This window comes from Acidovorax sp. FHTAMBA, assembly GCF_038958875.1.
Lineage (GTDB): Bacteria > Pseudomonadota > Gammaproteobacteria > Burkholderiales > Burkholderiaceae_C > Acidovorax.
In genome coordinates, this window is sequence record NZ_CP152407.1 from 2,656,472 (window position 1) to 2,673,528 (window position 17,057).

Annotated in this window: 15 protein-coding genes; 5 read left to right on the forward strand and 10 right to left on the reverse strand. The window is 66.9% G+C overall.

The annotated features are described in order from the left end of the window. Nucleotides 1–1,896, reverse strand: coding sequence for an FAD-binding monooxygenase (locus AAFF19_RS12540; RefSeq protein ID WP_342720284.1), 1,896 nt, complete (start codon nt 1,894–1,896; stop codon nt 1–3). Between the two features lie 136 nt (nt 1,897–2,032). Between AAFF19_RS12540 and AAFF19_RS12545 the strand changes: the two genes are divergently transcribed. Continuing rightward, on the forward strand, nt 2,033–2,494 hold the full coding sequence (locus AAFF19_RS12545) for a MarR family transcriptional regulator (protein ID WP_008903365.1): 462 nt from the start codon (nt 2,033–2,035) through the stop codon (nt 2,492–2,494). A 30-nt stretch (nt 2,495–2,524) separates the two neighbouring features. Here AAFF19_RS12545 and AAFF19_RS12550 read toward each other — a convergent pair whose 3' ends face one another. The 3 genes from AAFF19_RS12550 to AAFF19_RS12560 all read right to left on the reverse strand — a co-directional run bounded on the left by AAFF19_RS12550 (nt 2,525) and on the right by AAFF19_RS12560 (nt 6,849). After that, nucleotides 2,525–6,076 (reverse strand): DNA methyltransferase, encoded by a 3,552-nt coding sequence (locus AAFF19_RS12550; RefSeq protein ID WP_342720285.1) that lies wholly within the window; start codon nt 6,074–6,076, stop codon nt 2,525–2,527. A 165-nt stretch (nt 6,077–6,241) separates the two neighbouring features. Beyond that, nucleotides 6,242–6,628, reverse strand: coding sequence for a type II toxin-antitoxin system death-on-curing family toxin (locus AAFF19_RS12555; protein WP_008904762.1), 387 nt, complete (start codon nt 6,626–6,628; stop codon nt 6,242–6,244). Next, nucleotides 6,625–6,849, reverse strand: coding sequence for a transcriptional regulator (locus tag AAFF19_RS12560; protein ID WP_008904763.1), 225 nt, complete (start codon nt 6,847–6,849; stop codon nt 6,625–6,627). Before AAFF19_RS12560 ends, AAFF19_RS12555 begins: the two co-directional genes overlap by 4 nt. A gap of 146 nt (nt 6,850–6,995) precedes the next feature. On the opposite strand from AAFF19_RS12560, the gene AAFF19_RS12565 reads away from it, so the two are divergent. Then, the gene (locus AAFF19_RS12565) at nt 6,996–8,330 is read left to right on the forward strand and encodes a D-serine ammonia-lyase (protein ID WP_342720286.1); all 1,335 of its coding nucleotides are present in this window, start codon (nt 6,996–6,998) and stop codon (nt 8,328–8,330) included. A gap of 23 nt (nt 8,331–8,353) precedes the next feature. Continuing rightward, complete coding sequence (locus AAFF19_RS12570; RefSeq protein ID WP_182119606.1) at nt 8,354–9,481, forward strand: FAD-dependent oxidoreductase; 1,128 nt, start codon at nt 8,354–8,356, stop codon at nt 9,479–9,481. A gap of 11 nt (nt 9,482–9,492) precedes the next feature. On the opposite strand, the gene AAFF19_RS12575 is transcribed toward AAFF19_RS12570, so the two are convergent. From AAFF19_RS12575 to AAFF19_RS12585, 3 genes are all read right to left on the reverse strand, one after another. Then, nucleotides 9,493–9,708: a YjfB family protein gene (locus AAFF19_RS12575; RefSeq protein ID WP_008904766.1), complete on the reverse strand. Its 216-nt coding sequence runs from the start codon at nt 9,706–9,708 to the stop codon at nt 9,493–9,495. A gap of 89 nt (nt 9,709–9,797) precedes the next feature. Then, nucleotides 9,798–11,213, reverse strand: coding sequence for a dihydrolipoyl dehydrogenase (locus AAFF19_RS12580; RefSeq protein WP_182119605.1), 1,416 nt, complete (start codon nt 11,211–11,213; stop codon nt 9,798–9,800). Nucleotides 11,214–11,327: 114 nt separating this feature from the next. After that, entirely contained in the window at nt 11,328–11,921 is a 594-nt protein-coding gene (locus AAFF19_RS12585; protein ID WP_008904768.1) for a YigZ family protein, read from the reverse strand. A 194-nt stretch (nt 11,922–12,115) separates the two neighbouring features. On the opposite strand from AAFF19_RS12585, the gene AAFF19_RS12590 reads away from it, so the two are divergent. Further along, the gene (locus tag AAFF19_RS12590) at nt 12,116–12,313 is read left to right on the forward strand and encodes a hypothetical protein (RefSeq protein WP_008904769.1); all 198 of its coding nucleotides are present in this window, start codon (nt 12,116–12,118) and stop codon (nt 12,311–12,313) included. A 248-nt stretch (nt 12,314–12,561) separates the two neighbouring features. After that, nucleotides 12,562–14,979, forward strand: coding sequence for a YgiQ family radical SAM protein (locus AAFF19_RS12595; RefSeq protein ID WP_342720287.1), 2,418 nt, complete (start codon nt 12,562–12,564; stop codon nt 14,977–14,979). Nucleotides 14,980–15,060: 81 nt separating this feature from the next. Here AAFF19_RS12595 and AAFF19_RS12600 read toward each other — a convergent pair whose 3' ends face one another. The 3 genes from AAFF19_RS12600 to AAFF19_RS12610 all read right to left on the reverse strand — a co-directional run bounded on the left by AAFF19_RS12600 (nt 15,061) and on the right by AAFF19_RS12610 (nt 17,026). Further along, nucleotides 15,061–15,522 carry a hypothetical protein gene (locus tag AAFF19_RS12600; RefSeq protein WP_182119603.1) on the reverse strand — a complete coding sequence of 154 codons (462 nt, stop codon included), beginning with the start codon at nt 15,520–15,522 and terminating at the stop codon, nt 15,061–15,063. A gap of 178 nt (nt 15,523–15,700) precedes the next feature. Further along, nucleotides 15,701–16,108, reverse strand: a complete 408-nt coding sequence (locus AAFF19_RS12605) for a DUF1294 domain-containing protein (protein ID WP_182119602.1) — start codon at nt 16,106–16,108, stop codon at nt 15,701–15,703. Nucleotides 16,109–16,135: 27 nt separating this feature from the next. Next, nucleotides 16,136–17,026, reverse strand: coding sequence for a CoA transferase (locus AAFF19_RS12610; protein ID WP_182119601.1), 891 nt, complete (start codon nt 17,024–17,026; stop codon nt 16,136–16,138). Nucleotides 17,027–17,057 lie beyond the last annotated feature (31 nt).

Consider the following 17,057-nt stretch of genomic DNA (forward strand, 5'->3'; position numbering starts at 1 on the left):
TCAGCCCTGCATGAACGGGGCAAAAAACCCCGTCAGCCCAGCGTGGTCGCCCAGCGGCACCACGTGTGCCACGTACTGGTCCGGGCGCACGATGACCAGGGCGCCCTGCGCGCGGTCCACGCCGCGCAGGTCAAAGATGTCGGCGTTGCCGGTGGGGCTGGCGCAAAAGACCTTTTCATAGTCGAGCAGGCCGTAGCGGCCCTTGGCGGGCAGCAGCAAGGGCGGCAGGGCGTCCATGGCCACATCGCGGTGGCTTTGCTGGAAGATGGCGCGCAGGTCGAACACGGCGTCCACATCCTGGCCCGCGCGGGTGTAGCGGCGCACGGGGGAGTCGGGCGATTCTGCGAGGAACCTGCACAGCGCGCGCACACCGGTCTGTTCGTCGTGCAGATCCTGGGCGCCCGCAAAGGCGTAAAGGCGCCAGCGGCCGTCGGCCTTGCCCGCGTGGCCCAGGTGCACGGGCCGGGCGTCGCTTGCCCGCACCACCGGGGCTGAATGGAAACGTGTGCCGATCACAAACCCGGTGGCCAGGCCCTGGTGCGTGGCGGGGCCGGTGATGACCGATGCTTGGTAATGCGTGCCCACGCCCGCAGTGAAGCGGCCGTGCTGCTCAAAATACCGCTGGAACTCCTTGGGGTCCACCGCGCCAGAGCGGTCGCTGAACATCGTGGCCCATTCGCGGTCGAAGTCGATCAGCTGCTGCGCCACCACCTGGCGCTCGCTGGAATAGGTGTGCAGCAGCTCGGGCCTGCACTGCCCGCGCAGCACGGCGGCCAGCTTCCAGCCCAGGTTGAAGGTGTCCTGCATCGAAAAATTCATGCCCTGGCCCGCCTTGGGGCTGTGGGTGTGGCACGCGTCGCCCGCGATGAAGACGCGCGGCAGCGGCGCGCCGGGGCCTTCTTCCAGCACATCGTCGTATTTGTCGCAAATGCGCTGGCCGATCTCGTACACCGACCACCACGGCACCTCTTTCACGTCCAGGGTGTAGGGGTGCAGCACACGCTGGGCGCTGGCGATGAGTGCATCAAGCGTGATGTTGCGGTGCGCCACCCGCTCGTCCTCGCCCAGCTTGTCCATCTCGACATACAGGCGCACCATGTGGCCGCCTTCGCGCGGGATGACCAGCACATTGCCGTGGGCAGACTGGATGGCCGCCTTGTAGCGGATGTCCGGGAAGTTGGTGGTGGCCAGCACGTCCATCACGCCCCAGGCGTGGTTGGCCGAGTCGCCCACCAGTTGCCGCCCGATGGCCTTGCGCACCCCGCTGCGCGCACCGTCGCAGCCCACCACATAGCGCGCCTGCACGGTTTCGATCTGGCCCGCATGGGCGCCATCGGTGCGCTCCAGCCGCACCGTAACGGGGTAGTCGGCCTGGCTCGGGTCTACCGTGGCATCGACAAAACGGCGGCTGTAGTGGGGCTCCAGGCGGCTGGGCGCGTTGCGCATCACGTCCAGGTAAAAGTCATGCACCCGCGCCTGGTTGAGCACCACGTGCGGAAACTCCGACAGGCCATCCTCCGTGTCCTGCACCCGCCCGTGGCGGGCAATCTGGCCGGGCTGGTTTTCGTCAGGCTTCCAGAAAGTCACCTCGTTGATCCAGCAGGCCTCCTTCAGCACCCGCTCGCTGAAGTCAAACGCCTCAAACATCTCCATGGTGCGGCAGGCAATGCCGTCGGCCTGCCCCAGCTGCAGCGGGCCATCCTTTTGCTCGACGATGCAGGTGTGAATCTCCGGGAACGCCGCCAGCTGCGCCGCCAGCGTGAGGCCCGCAGGGCCACAGCCCACGATCAGCACATCCACCTTTGACGGCGCCGCGTCGGTGTGCGGCAGCGCCCCGGGCGCGGCTGCGTGGATCAAGGGGTCGCCAGGCTGAAAGCCATTCAGGTGGAATTGCATGGTCAAGGAGGTTTGTGAGGGGAAGAAAGAAAGGGCGGCGGAACGAGCGAAAGACCAATAAATCAGTATTCTGAACGTCAGTATACGTACGATATCCCGGTGACACAATCCACCCATTCCCCAGAACCCCTGTGCCATGGCCCTGCAACCGCCCACCGACCGCCCCGAACTCCCGCAATTTCCCGGCCACTGCATACGCCGCCTGCAGCAGGCGGCGGTGGCCGTGTTCATGCAGGACGCCGAGGCCAGCGCCATCACGCCCGTGCAGTTTGCGGTGCTCTACACCCTGGCCGACCAGCCCGGCATCGACCAGCGCACGCTGGCGCGCGAGGTGCACTTTGATACGTCCACGATCGGCAGCGTGGTAGACCGCATGGAGGCCCGCGGGCTGCTGACGCGCAGCCTCTCAGACCACGACCGCCGCGTGCGCCTGCTGCACCTCACCGACGACGGCGCACAGCTGCTCGAGCGCATGGTGCCCAGCGTGCTGCGTGTGCAAGACCGCATCCTCGCGCCACTCACCCCGGCAGAGCGCGAAGAATTCATGCGCCTGGCGCAGCGGGTGGTGGCGCACCATGGCGCGTCGGGCGGCGACTGAGACAGAGCGCTGCGGCGCGCACCCGGCGCCTTACCCCCGCCAGGCCGTAACGCCCCCTCCCGCCACCGCCTGCGCCCGGCCCAGCGCCTCCAGCGTTTGCAGCAGCGTGGGCAGGCCCTTCTTCCACGGGCCCCGGCCTTTGAAGCGGGCCTCGATGGCGCTCAATGTGAGCGGGGTGGGGCTGGCGGCCAGCGCATCGGCCACGGCGCGCACCTGCTCGGGCAGCGTGGCGGGCCAGGGGTTTTGAGCCGCGGGTTTGGATTGCTCAGTTTTTGATAGCGGTTTTTCACTATCAAAATCAGCCTCTGGCGCTTGATCCTCTTGCGCCAGCAGCTCCTGTTTTTGCAGTGAATTTTGCGGGTTTTGAAAGTCGGGCCGCAGCCAGCGCACGCGGCCCTGGGCTTCTTCTGCGGCGCGCTGGGTGTTGAGCTGCACCAGGTGGGCCAGGATGTCGTCGGTGGTTGCGGTGGCGGGCAGGCCGTAGGCCGCCAGCACGGCGGCGTCCAGCTCGTCGTGCAGCTCGCGCAGCACGCCCACCAGGCCCTGGGCGTGCTGGGTTTTCTCTTTGGCCGTGAGCGCGCGGCCTTCGTGCAGGGCGGCCAGCACGTTGTAGAGGCCGGTGAGGGTGAGGCCGGTGTTGCCGGATTCGGGGGCGAGAACGCGCTTGCGATGCTGGTCGATTTGCGCGGCGAGGTGGGCGATGCGTTCCCGCAGGGCAGGGGTCAGGCCGGTGTCTTCGTCGGGGAAGGGGAAGGTTTCGAAGCAGCGGGATTTGACGTAAACAGGATCGTTGCCGACGCCGAGCCAGCTACCAACCGCCAGTGCCCAATCGCCGTGGAGCCGACTGGAAAGGACGCCCAGTGCAAACGTGTCTTGTAGGGCGATAGCCACGAGCTTGTTATCGGGCAGAACGCTGGCGTCGAGGAACTGGAATGTGCGGTGTTTGGCGGTTTCGACCGTGGCGATGTAGCGGGGTAGGCCAGCGAGTTGCCTGCGAAGCACTTTGCGTGGTTCGCCAAACACCCACCAGTTATCTCGGTAGCTGGCTCTGTTGTTGCGATCTCGCTCAGGCTTTACGTTCTCCAGCAACCATTGATATGCCGCAGGTTGTTGTTCTCTCAATTCTTCTGCTGTCAGTCCAAAAGCATCGATGACCATAACGCCGCGCGGTTTGTCCGTCAGGTCGCGACCATTGCGGTAATGGCGAATGAGAGGGAAGTTGCCCAACGTTGCGGCTTGTTCCGGTTCCACAATGAAGCCCGCACCGAACAACTGAACGCCGCGATTGCTGAGGTTTAGGTTGGCGTTCAGTGCGTGGGCGCGAGCCACATTGGCCCCAGCACTCAAGTCGGCATGAATCACCCCGGTGCGCTCGGCAAGCGCTACAGCAACTTCCCCGTGCTCACCGGGCCTCTCGTCCGTCACCGTGAGCAATTGCCCTTCGCCCGCACCGGGCGCAGCTACCGTCATGGCAATGCGCACGGCTGCGCCGTTGGCGCCGTCCACCCACGGGTGGTCGGGAATCGCCATGACCAGATGCAGTGGCTGCACCGTTTGAATTGTCGCTTTCGTGGGGGGGGGTGACAATCTTGCCTCAACCACGCGCCGGTTGAACGTCTGGCGCAGGCTGTTGGTGGTGATCAACCCCATGCGCCGCGTGTGACCTGCGGCCACTTGGGCAGCGGCGTGGTGCCACCAGAACATCACGAAGTCCGCGCTCTCGGGCACCTCGGGCCAAGCGCCACGCAGGGCTTGCACGTAGCCATCGCCCAAGGCGGCGCGCATGCTGGCGGCGCCAATGAACGGCGGGTTCCCCACAATGAAATCCGCCTGCGGCCACAGCGCCTGCCGGGCGCCCACGTAGCGCCATTGCGGCACCTGGGCGGCTTCGTCGGGCACTTGTCCGCCCGTCACAGGGTGGGTTTTGAACGTGGTGCCGTCCCAGCGGCTGAGCAACTGGCCGGCGTCGTCATAAGCGAGTTCTTGCGCATCCCAGGCCAGCACGGCGTCGCGGCATTCGATGTTGCCGTAGTTGTGCACCACGGGCTCGGCCACGGCGGCGTTGCCGCGGGTGCGGATGTGCCATTGCAGGTAGCCAATCCACAGCACCAGCTCGGCCAGGGCGGCGGCGCGTTCGTTCAGTTCGATGCCGCGCAGTTGCTGCAGGGTGACGGTTTCGCCTTCAAAGCCGAGCTGGTCTTGCGTGTGGCCAAGGGCTTCGAGCTGGTTGACGACTTCGCCCTCCAGGCGCTTCAGGTGTTCCAGCGTCACATACAAGAAGTTGGCGCTGCCACAGGCCGGGTCGAGCACGCGGGTGGTGCACAGCTGGTGGTGGAATTTTTTGACTTCGGCGCGGGCCTCGGCCAGCTTGGCTTCTGCCGCCTTGCCTTGCAGCGCGGCGGCTTCGTGGGCCAGCACCAGGGCGGCAGCCTGGGCGTTGGCCCAGTCGGCGCGCAGGGGTTCGATCACGGTGGGCAGCACCAGGCGCTCTACGTAAGCGCGGGGCGTGTAGTGCGCGCCCAGGGCGTGGCGCTCGGTGGGGTCCAGGGCGCGCTCCAGCAGGGTGCCGAAGATGGCGGGCTCCACCTCGCGCCAGTTCGATTTTGCGGCGGCAATGAGCAAATCAATCTGCTCGGGGGTGAGCAGCAGGCTGTAGCCGTCTTGCCCCGCGCCCTTGAACAGCTTGCCGTTGAAGTGCAGCACGGGCTTGGCAAGGGCCGCGCTGAAGCCGCCCCGGTCCATGTCGGCCCACAGAATGCGCAGCATGTGCTGCAAGGTGGCGGGGTCGCCCCTGTGGGTTTGCAGCAGGCCCAGAAAGGCGCCTTTGGGCAGCAGCTCCACGTCTTCGGCAAACATGGAAAAAAGGCAGCGGGTGAGATAGGCTGCTACTGTTTCAGGAGCTATTGGCGCTTGCTGCATAAGCGCTGGAGGCTGATTTGGCTTGAAGTTTGCGCCATTGCCTTCGAGCGACTTGGCCAGCTGCGCCAGCAGCGCGGCCACTTCGCGGGTGACCTGGGCGCTGATGCGGGCGGGGTTGAGGCTGTCGGGGTCGGTCCAGATGCGGCGCAGGCGGTCTTGCACCTCGGGCCGGGCCAGGTCGGCCAGCTGGAGGCGGTGGCTGCGCGGGTCGGGGTAGGGGGTGTAGGTGCCGCCGGTTTTGCTGAACTCGGCATACACCTCGATCACGGTGCCCACATCGACCACCAGCACAAAGGGCGGGCGGCCCTCGGCGCCGGGCAGGGCGCGGGCGTAGGCCTCACCCTGGCTGCGGGCGCGCAGCAGGCCGTCGTCAAAGCCTTTGGTGTGGCTGCCGGCCTTGAGTTTTTTGGCCTCCAGCACAAAGTGGCCGCGCCGGTAGCAGTCAATGCGGCCGGCGCTGGTGCTGCCGTCGCCATGGGCAAACGTCACAGGGCGCTCGAACATGTAGGTTTGCTCGGGCGTGGGGTGGGGCTTGTCCACACCGAGCAACTGGCACAGGTCCATCACAAAGCTTTGCGCGGTGGCCAGTTCGCTGGCGGTGTTGTGTTGCCAGCGCTGGATGAAGGCGTGGGCGGCGGCTGTGGTGGTGGTGTGGTCTCCCATGCCGGGGATCATAGCCACGGGGCGGGCGATGGCCGGTGCCTGCGCGCTATGGAGTTGGCTTCGTTCAAACTGAAATAAACCCGTTCGGGCTGAGCCTGTCGAAGCCTCGCGCAGCGCTTCGAGAGGCTCAGCGAGAACGGTTCAACGGGGTTTCACGGGACTCCATCAGGCGCGGCGCTTTGCGTGCTGGCGCAGCCAGGCGGCGAAGGCGTCTTCGGGCAGGTCGCCTGCGGCGACGGAGAGCATGGTGAGCGTGGTGTCGGCCTGGCTGGCGGTGAGCCTGTACCCGTTGACGTACAGAAACAGGCCGGTGGCCAGCAGCGCGGCGCGCTTGTTTCCGTCGACAAACGGGTGATTTTTGGCCACACCCACGCCATAGCTGGCCGCGAGGGCTGCAAAGTCCGGTTCACCGTAAGCGGCGAGGTTGATGGGGCGGGCGAGCGCCGAGTCCAGCAGCCCTTCGTCCCGCATGCCCTGGCCGCCGCCGTGTTCCGCCAGGCTTTCTGCGTGCAGCAGCAGCAACGCCTGTTTGCTGATCCAGCGCCAGCTCATTTGGCCAACTGGTGAAAGGTGTCGCGGTATTCGCGCATGAACTCGCGGCCTGCGGTGATTTCTTCTTCCAGCGCCGGGTCGTAGGGCGTGAGAATGAATCCCTCGGCGCATTCGGTCAGAAAGACCGATTCGCCCTTTTGCAGCTTCAGCCGTGCCAAAGCCTCTTTGGGCAGTACAACGCCCACGGAATTGCCGATCTGGGTGAGCTTCAGGGTGTGCATGGCGGCTCCAAGTGTTATTACGGTTGTAAATACTAACATGCCAACCAGCCCATGGCCAGGCGCTGGCCAGGCGCTGGGTAGCGCAGGCTGCAGCAGGCTTTGGTAACGTGGCGCCCACCCCCGCAAGAACCTGCTCTACTGCCACCATGCCCGACTCTGCCCACCTGGCCGCCCGCCTTCGCACCGCACAGCCCTGCCTGTGGACCAACCCGCAGCGTCAGGCGCAGCCGCCTGCCGTGGTGCAGGCGCTGGGGCGTGGCATCAGCCTGCAAGACACGCACGCCGCGGCTGCGCGGTTCGCGCGGTTTGCGGGCCTGCTGGCCGAGGTCTTTCCGGAGCTGGCGGCCAGTGGCGGTGTGGTGGAGTCGCCCCTGCTGCCCGCCGCCGCGCTGCAACCCGCGCTGGGCATGGCGCCGGGGCAGGGGCGCCTGTTCATCAAGGCCGACCACCGCCTGCCCGTGGCGGGCTCCATCAAGGCCCGGGGCGGCATGCACGAGGTGCTGGAGTTTGCCGAGGGGCTGGCGCTGCAGCAGGGTCTGGTGGCGCCCGGCGGCGACTACCGCGCGCTGGCCACGCCCGAGGCGCGTGCGGTGCTGGGCCGCTACCAGGTGGCGGTGGGCTCCACCGGCAACCTGGGGCTGAGCATCGGGGTGGTGGCGTCGGCGCTGGGGTTTCAGGCCACGGTGCACATGTCGGCTGATGCCAAGGAATGGAAGAAAGACCGCCTGCGCCAGCGCGGCGTGCAGGTGGTGGAGCACACCGGCGACTATGAGCGCGCCGTGGCCGCAGGCCGTGCCGAGGCGGCCGGCAACCCGCTGTGCCACTTTGTGGACGACGAGCAATCGGTCTCGCTGCTGCTGGGCTACAGCGCGGCGGCCCTGCATCTGCAGCGTCAGCTGGCAGAGCAGGGCATTGCGGTGGATGCCGACCATCCCCTCATCGTGTACCTGCCGTGTGGCGTGGGCGGCGCGCCCGCGGGCGTGGCGTTCGGGCTGCGGCAGTTGCTGGGGCCGCATGTGCATTGCTTTTTTGCAGAGCCGGTGCAGTCGCCGTGCTTTCTGGTGCAGATGCTGGCGGGGCCGGGGGAGCACCCTTCGGTGTACGACTGGGGCCTGACCAACCGCACCGAGGCCGATGGCCTGGCTGTGCCGCGTGCATCGCTGCTGGCCGCCGGGCTGATGCAGCCACTGCTGTCGGGCGTGTTCACCGTGGCCGACGACACCTTGTTTACCCACCTGGTGCAGGTGCTGGACACGCTGGGCGAGCGCATCGAACCCTCAGCCGCCGCAGGCTTCAGCGGCCCGGCGATGCTGGCCGGCACCCCCGCCGGGCAGGCCTGGCTGCGCAGCAGCGGCGTGGGCGCGGTGCTGCAGGGCGCCACGCACCTGGTGTGGACCACCGGCGGCCTGCTGGTGCCCGATGCGCAGTTTGCAGGTTTTGTGCAGCGCGGGCGGGCGGTGCAGGCTGTGCCTGTTGAATGACTACAGGAAAGAAAGGAAACCCCATGGAATCAGCAGACACCATCGTGATTGGCGCGGGCATTGCGGGCGCATCGGTGGCCTGGCAACTGGCGCAGTCGGCCAGCGTGCTGCTGCTCGAGCGCGAGTCGCAGCCCGGCTACCACACCACGGGCCGCTCGGCCGCGCTGTACATGGCGACCTACGGCACGCCCAACATCCAGGCGCTGACACGGGCCAGCCGCGCGTTTTATGACGCGCCGCCGCCCGAGTTCGGGGCCAGCCCCATCCTGTCGCCCCGCGGCGTGGTGTATGTGGCGGGGCCAGACCAGCTGGACATGCTGAGGCAGGCCTATGCAGAGGCCCACGCCATCTCGCCCAATGTGGAATGGGTGGAGCAGGCCGCCCTGCTGGCCATGCTGCCCTGCCTGAAGCCCGAGGCCGTGGCTGCGGGCATGAGCGAGCCCGAGGCGGCCGACATCGACGTGCACGCTTTGCACCAGGGCTACCTGCGCGGGCTGCGCCAGCGCGGCGGCCAGGTGCTGACGAATGCGGAGGTGACCGCCCTGACGCGCCAGGGCGATGGCTGGCTGGTGACGCTGGCCGACGGCCGGGTGCTGCAGGCGCCCACCATCGTCAATGCCGCAGGCGCCTGGGCCGATGTGGTGGCGGGCATGGCAGGCGTGCCACCCATTGGCCTGGAGCCGCGCCGCCGCACGGCTTTCACTTTTGCGGTGCCCGAGGGCATGGATACCACCCACTGGCCCGCGGTGATCGCCATTGACGAGAGCTTTTACTTCAAGCCCGATGCCGGCCAGCTGCTGGGCTCGCCCGCCAATGCCGACCCCACACACCCGCACGACGTGGTGCCCGAGGAGCTGGATGTGGCCACGGGGATTTATCACATCGAGGAAAAAACCACCTTCCAGATCAGGCGCCCCTCGCACACCTGGGCGGGGTTGCGCTCATTTGTGCCCGATGGCGACCTGGTGATTGGCTGGGACAACCATGTGCCCGGCTTTTTCTGGCTGGCCGGGCAGGGTGGCTATGGGATTCAGAGCGCGGCGGGCGCCTCGCTGTTGGCGCGGCAGCTGTTGCGCGGCGAGCCTTTGGATGATGCGCTGGTGCGCGAAGGCGTGGTGGTGCAGGGGCTGTCGCCTGCGCGGCTGCGGTAGGCCGGGGAAGATCAGGCGAAGGTGTTGACCTGGGTGCCCAGCGTGCCCGATGTAGCCAGGGCGGGCTGGGGCATGGACTGCTGCATGGCATCGATCAGGGTGGAGGCCGACACGGCCTGCATGTCGAGTGCCTTCTTCAGCACCACCATGTTCAGTGCATCGGACGTTTTGGCACTGGCCAGCGAGGTGGCGGTGTTGACGATGCTGTTGGCGAGTGCGACGTCCATGGGGGTTCCTTCGGGTGTTGGTGTTTTATCGGCAAGCCGAGGCCCAGCTTGAGCGCCGTTACAACTGCCCGCGTTGCCAGGAAGCCCGCCTATTCGAGTGCGGGTACGCCCAGGGCCGGGCAGGCCGCCAGATCGGACGGGCGCGCGCTGGCGGTCTGGCGTGCCGCGTCGCGCAGGGCCGTGCGCAGGCCTTCTTCAAGGGTGGGGTGGTAGAACGGCATGCCCAGCAGGTCATGCACGGTGAGTTTTTGCTGGATGGCCAGGGCCAGCAGATGCGCCATGTGTTCGGCGTGCGGCGCACACAGCTCGGCGCCCTGCAGCTGGCCCGTGGTGCGGTGGGCATGGATGCGGATGCCGCCGTGGTTGAGCTGGGCAGTGCGTGCGCGGCCCTGGTTGGCATAGCTGGCGCTGCCGGTGATGGTGTGGTCAGGATCCAAGTCGGCAAGGCGCTGGCCTGCGGTGGCGATCTGGGGGTCGCAGAACACGATGCCCAGCGGGGTGCGGCGCTGAAAGGTTGTGGGGGTGTCGGCCAGGGCATTCATGCCTGCGATGTGGCCTTCGTCGGCGGCTTCGTGCAGCAAGGGGGCGTGGGTGTTGGCGTCTCCGGCCAGAAACACGGGCAGGTCGCCAATCTGCTGGGTCTGGGGGTTGACGGTGGGCAGGCCGCGCTTGTCCAGCGGCACGCCCAGGGTTTCCAGGCCCAGGTGCTCGATGTTGGGCACGCGGCCCATGGCGGCAATCACCTGGTCCACCACCACGCGGTTGGGGCCGCTGCTCACTTCAATGCCGCCGGGCACCTCCCGCAGCTCGGCCGGTGCGCCCGTGTACAACACCATTTCTTTCTTGAGCAGCGCGGTCAGCTCGGCGTTGAGCGCGGGATCGCTCAGCCCCGCCACCGTATCGCCGGTGGTGAATGCGGCCACCTGCAGGCCCAGCCGCGCCAGGGCCTGCGAAATCTCCACGCCGATGGGGCCCATGCCGATGACGGCAATGCGGGGGCCGAGGCTGGGCTGCTCGAACAGGGTGTCGGTGGTGAGCATGCGGTCGCCAAAAGCCAGCCATTCGTCGGGCAGGCTGGGGCGGGAGCCGGTGGCGATGATGATGCTGCGGGTGGCGTAGGCGGTGCCGTCGATGTCCACCCGCTGTGGGCCCAGAAGGGTGGCGCGCCCCGAAACCGCCGCTTTGCCCAGTGTGCTGGTGGCTTTCACGGCACCGGCGACAAAGTCATCCCGCAGGGCGCGCACGCGCTGCAGCACCGCGGGCAGGTCGGCAGTGAGGGCACTGGCGCCGCGCAGGCCGAATTCTTCAAACGCGTGGCGGCGGTGGAAGGCGTTGGCGGCTTCGATCAGCGCCTTGGACGGCATGCAGCCCACGCGCGCACAGGTGGTGCCCCAGGGGCCTTCGTTGACGATGAGGTAGCGGTCGGTGCGCTTGCGCACTTCGCGCAGCGCGGCCAGGCCTGCCGTGCCTGCGCCGATGATGATGGTGTCGAGCGGTTGGCTCATGGAGGGTCCTCGTCAGCCGGTGATGCTGCGAGTGTGGCGGCACGGTGCTTGTGCGCGTGTAGGCGCAAAGGCATTTATGGCTGCACCGCCTGATCGGGCCTTGCCGGTGGGGGCTCAGTCTTCTGGCTCAGTCCAGCCCACGCGGCCCTGGCCGCTGTTGTTGATGCGCAGCACGAAGTCGGCGGCTTGCGCTTGTGGCAGGCGCAGCTGCAGGGTTACCAGCGTGCCGTGCTGCACGCCCGTCAGCTCGGCGCCTGCGGCGTCGATTTCGCGGCGCAGCAGGCCCTCGAGCGCGTAGGGCACGTGGCACTGCAGGGTGGTCATGCGCTGCAGCGTGACCTTGGGCGCGGTGAGCAGCGCCTGGGCAATGGTGTCGGTGTAGGCGCGTACCAGGCCGCCCGCGCCCAGCTTCACGCCGCCAAAGTAGCGCACCACCGTGGCCAGCACGCCTTCGAGGTCCTGGTGGCGCAGCACGTCGAGCATGGGGCGGCCCGCGGTGCCGCCGGGTTCGCCGTCGTCCACTGCGGCCGACTGGCCACCGGCCAGCAGGGCCCAGCAGATGTGGGCGGCGCCGGGGTGCTGCTTCCACAGCGCATCCACGGCGGCCTGGGCGCTGGCCCGGTCGGCCATGGGTTGCACGCAACCGATGAAGCGGCTCTTCTTGATCGTGATGTCGCTGTGCGCCGGCGCGGCCAGGGTGTAGGGCATGGGGCGCAGAGTGTAAAGCCGGGTGAACGCGGTGCTTTGGGTGGTGGCGGCACCGCCTGCGCGCCAGATAGTGTTGTTTTATGTCTTCTGTCACACACCGCGAAGGCATGCGTTCCTACACTGGAACCTTCTTGCTCCGGCCTACGCTCGTGCTACCAATTTGAAAGCACCCCGGTCAGCAGAAAAGGAACGCCATGTTTGCCACACCCGCCTCCGCCGCATCGCACGAACCCTCTTTGGCCAGCCGCGTGTTTGGCCGGTGGGCAGCCCAGCGTACGCCGGTGGGCACGGTGCCGGTGGCAAGCATGTCTGCCTCCCCGCAGGTTGCAGCCGCAGATGACGAGAACGTGCCCGATCTTGCGCAACGCGTGCGTGAAGTGGGGGAGTGGTAAGCGAGAAGCAGTGCTGCGGCTTGCCGCGGCTTTGCCCCACTGAATCCTGGCCCTGAGGGGCCATTTTTTTGCTGCACAGGGACACGGCGCCCTGCAGCGGCGCTGCAACCCCCAAGTCCCCCGTTATGCAAGGGCAAGGCGCAGGCAGCGACAAAATGACCCTGCGGCCGTAAAATCGCGGGTCAATCACCACCGCTGCGCCCCATGAGGCCCTTGACGCTCAAGGGCCGGCCGCGAACCTCCTTTGCATGAACGCCCCCGTTGACGTCTCCTTTTTTGCGCGCGCCGCAAAGCCCTTGACCAGCTACCGTCCGTACTGGGCCAAGCGCTTTGGCACGGCCCCGTTTTTGCCGATGAGCCGCGCCGAGATGGACAAACTGGGCTGGGACAGCTGCGACATCATCCTGGTGACGGGCGATGCGTATGTGGACCACCCGAGCTTCGGCATGGCCGTGATCGGCCGCACGCTGGAGGCCCAGGGCTTTCGCGTGGGCATCATTGCCCAGCCGGATTGGCAAAGCGCCGAGCCGTTCAAGGCACTGGGCAAGCCCAACCTGTTCTGGGGCGTGACGGCGGGCAACATGGATTCGATGATCAACCGGTACACCGCCGACCGCAAGATCCGCAGCGACGACGCCTACACCCCCGGCGACATTGGCGGCAAGCGCCCCGACCGCGCGGCCATCGTCTACAGCCAGCGCTGTCGCGAGGCCTACAAAGACGTGCCCATCATCCTGGGCGGCATCGAAGGCAGCCTGCGCCGCATCGCCCACTACGACTACTGGAGCGACAAGGTGCGCCGCTCCATCGTGGTGGACAGCAAGTGCGACCTGCTGCTGTTCGGCAACGCCGAGCGCGCACTGGTGGAGGTGGCCCACCGCATTGCGGCGCGCGAGCCGGTGGAGCAGATCACCGATGTGCGCGGCACCGCCTTTGTGCGCCGGCCCGATGATGAAAGCGGCAAGGGCTGGTTCGAGATCGACTCCACCAGCGTGGACGAGCCCGGCCGCGTGGAAGCGCACGTCAACCCGTACATGACCACCAGCGAGCAGGCGGCAGCGCAAGGCAGCACCTGCAGCAAGGACGACGGCAGTGCAAACGTTGCTCCTGAATCAATAGCTGCTGGCGCAAGCGGTATAAGCGCTGGCGGCCAAAAAGACCCAAAATCTGCCGAACCCAACCCCGCCATCCAGCCCATGCTGTTCGTGGCCAACCCGGCGCTCAAGGCCAAGCTCAAGGTGCCCCCGCGCGACAAGAGCGTGATCCGGCTGCCCAGCTACGAGCAGGTGAAAAGCGACCCCGTGCTGTATGCCCATGCCAACCGCGTGTTGCACCTGGAGACCAACCCCGGCAACGCCCGCGCGCTGGTACAGGCCCATGGCGAGGGCGTGACGGCGCGCGACGTGTGGATCAACCCGCCGCCCATCCCGCTCACCACGGCCGAGATGGACTACGTGTTCGACCTGCCGTATGCGCGTGGCCCGCACCCGAGCTACGCCGACGAAAACGGCAGCCACGACGGCGCGACCAAGATCCCCGCGTGGGAGATGATCCGTTTTTCGATCAACATCATGCGCGGCTGCTTTGGCGGCTGCACCTTCTGCTCCATCACCGAGCACGAGGGCCGCATCATCCAGAGCCGGAGTGAAGACTCGATCATCCAGGAGATCGAGGACATCCGCGACAAGGTCAAGGGCTTCACCGGGACCATCAGCGACCTGGGCGGCCCCACGGCCAACATGTACCGACTGGGCTGTCGCTCGCCCGAGATCGAGGCCGCCTGCCGCAAGCCCAGCTGCGTGTACCCCGGCATCTGCCAGAACCTGACCACCGACCACGGACCGCTGATCAAGATCTACCGCCGTGGCCGCGCGTTGAAGGGCATCAAGAAGATTCTCATCGGCTCGGGCCTGCGCTACGACCTGGCCGTGAAGAGCCCCGAGTACGTGAAGGAGCTGGTGCAGCACCACGTGGGCGGCTACCTGAAGATCGCGCCCGAACACACCGAGCAGGGGCCGCTGACCAAGATGATGAAGCCGGGCATCGGCAGCTATGACAAGTTCAAGCAGATGTTCGAGAAATTCAGCGAAGAGGCGGGCAAGAAGCAGTTCCTGATCCCGTACTTCATCGCCGCGCACCCGGGCACCAGCGACGAGGACATGATGAACCTCGCCATCTGGCTGAAAAAGAACGGTTTTCGTGCCGACCAGGTGCAGACGTTCTACCCCAGCCCCATGGCCACGGCCACGGCCATGTACCACAGCAACAAGAACCCGCTGCGCAAGATCACGCGCGACAGCGAGGCGGTGGACATCGTGCGCGGCGAAAAGCGCCGGCGCCTGCACAAGGCCTTTTTGCGCTACCACGACCCCAACAACTGGCCGCTGCTGCGTGAGGCGCTCAAGGCCATGGGCCGTGCCGATCTGATCGGCAACGGCAAGCACCACCTGATCCCGACCTTTCAGCCGCTGACGGACGGCGGCTACCAGAGCGCGCGCCGGAAGAACTCCACGCCCGTGGGACAGAAGGCAGAAGTGCCCAAAGCCCAGCCCATGCGGGCAGCCAAGCCGGGTCAGCCACAGAAGGGTCGCATCCTGACCCAGCACACCGGCTTGCCGCCGCGGGTAACCGGCGCGGGCAAACCCTCCGCACGCAAGCCGCGTTGATCGCTGCCGCGCGATGAGGCGGTCGCGGCAAGCGACCGTCGGCCAAGGCTTGAACGCACCGGGATCTCGGGATCCTGTTGTTCAACCTTCCGCTGCGTGGGTGCCCACCACGACCGATTGCGGCCCCTCACCTGCAGGCTGCGAGATCAGGTCTTCAATGATGAAAGTGCGGTAGTAAAACGCAGTGACCGCGCCTTCGGGGGCGATGGCTTCCACCAGGGTGTCGGTGTTGTCCTTGTCGGCCATGGTGATCAGCATGCCGTGATGACCTTGGCCTGCCAAGTCGGCAATGCGGCGCACCATGTCGCCTTCGGCACCCACGGAGGGCAGGAGCGCGTCGGCCGTGCCGAGCGTGCGCACGATGTCTTGCAAGATGACGTCCGGGCTGGCATAGGCGGTTTCGCCGTGGTGGCCCGCTGCCTGCAATGCCGTGGCTGCCTGGCGCACACAGTCTTCATCGGGGAAAAGCGCAAACACATGGCCTGTGGGGTAGAAAACACCGCCCATGTTGGTCATGGAGGAGTCGAGAACAAGGTTTTTCATGGGCATCTCCCGGGGTGTTGTTTCAGACCCCCTGATTGCACCCAACTACGACCACTTTCGCTGTAGGCCAGCGGGCCAAATGCGGGTCAGCCTGGATTGGGATTTCAAGAGCAAAAATGCGTTGCAGCGCTCTGCAGTGTTGCGCAATCAGCTATCAAAATAAAAGCGGGTGACGCGTTCACCCCAGCCCGCCGAATGCCCACACCAGCAGGGCAAGGCAGTTGAGCGCCACCGTCACCCAGTACATGCGCCGAAACGGTACCTTGGCCGTTTTGTGGCGCAGCAACTGCTGCGCGAACCATGCCCCTGGCCACCCGCCTGCCAGTCCCAGAAGGTGCAGGTGGCTTTCCGGCGTGCGCCGCTGGGCGCCGCCCTGTGCGGCGCTTTTGTCGAGGGCGTAGATGAGCACGGTGAGCACGTTCACCGAGACCGCCGCTCCCAGCACCCACAGGGGGATCTGTCCGGCCCGTGCCCCCCACGCCAGCGCTGCAGCCCAGGCGGCAACAAGCAGCAGTACGCCCCCTGTGGATGCACCGGAATGCCGGCCCCTGCGGCCGCGGCGTGGGGGATCGTTGCGTTGCGGCATGTAAGGGCTTGAAGCGGGGGATTGCTGTCAGGTGAGCGTGTGAAGCGGAATGTCTTGTGCCGCCGCCAGCGCGTCAAGTTCAGCCCTTGTCTTTGTCAGGACAAAGGCTGCGACGGCGGCATGGGTGGCCGCACTGCGCAAGGTGGCGGGGTTGCCGTCGGCAGGCAGGCCGGCGGCAGCGCACAGACGGGCCGCAAAGTGGGGCTCCAGCGCAGCCACGGCAACGCGGCCATCTGCACAGGGGTAGATGCGGTAGCCCGCATGGTGGCCGCCCACGTCGCCGCCGGGCGTGGTCAGGCCCCAGTCGCGCGGCTGGGCCAGCCAGGCTGCGGCGTCGGCCAGGGCCACTTCAATGCACACACCGCTGCCTGTGTGGGCACGCTCCAGCAGGGCCTGCAGCACGGCCTCGCTGGCCATCAGGGCGCCACCCATGTCGGCGTACAGGGTGGGTGGCATCTCGGTGCCGGTCACCAGGCCTGCGTCGGCCAGGTAGGTGAGGTCGTGGCCGGGTTCTTCGGCACGCTCGGCCGCAGCGCCCACGATGCGCACCAGCGAAAGGCGGGGGTATTTGGCCTGCACGACCTCCCAGGAGAGGCCCAGTTTGGTGAGCGCCGAGGGGCGAAATGAGGTGATCAGCACATCGGTGCGGGCCAGCTCCTTGTGCAAGGTGGCCTGACCTTCGGGTGTCTTGAGGTGGGCATGCACCACGCGGACGCCCTGGTGCAGCGTGGCATAGGCCGCCGGGCTGTAAATGCCCATGGGGTCGGCACTGGGGTGGCCCGGCGCGGGCGGGGGTTCGAGCTTGGTGCACTCGGCCCCCATGCGTGCAAACCGCATTAGGGCGGCGGGGCCGGGCAGGTTGAGCGCGAGGCTCAGGACGCGGACATTGCGCAGGGGCTGGGGCAGGGCGGTTGTCATGGGTGTGGGGTTGTGTCGGTGTTGTGGCTTT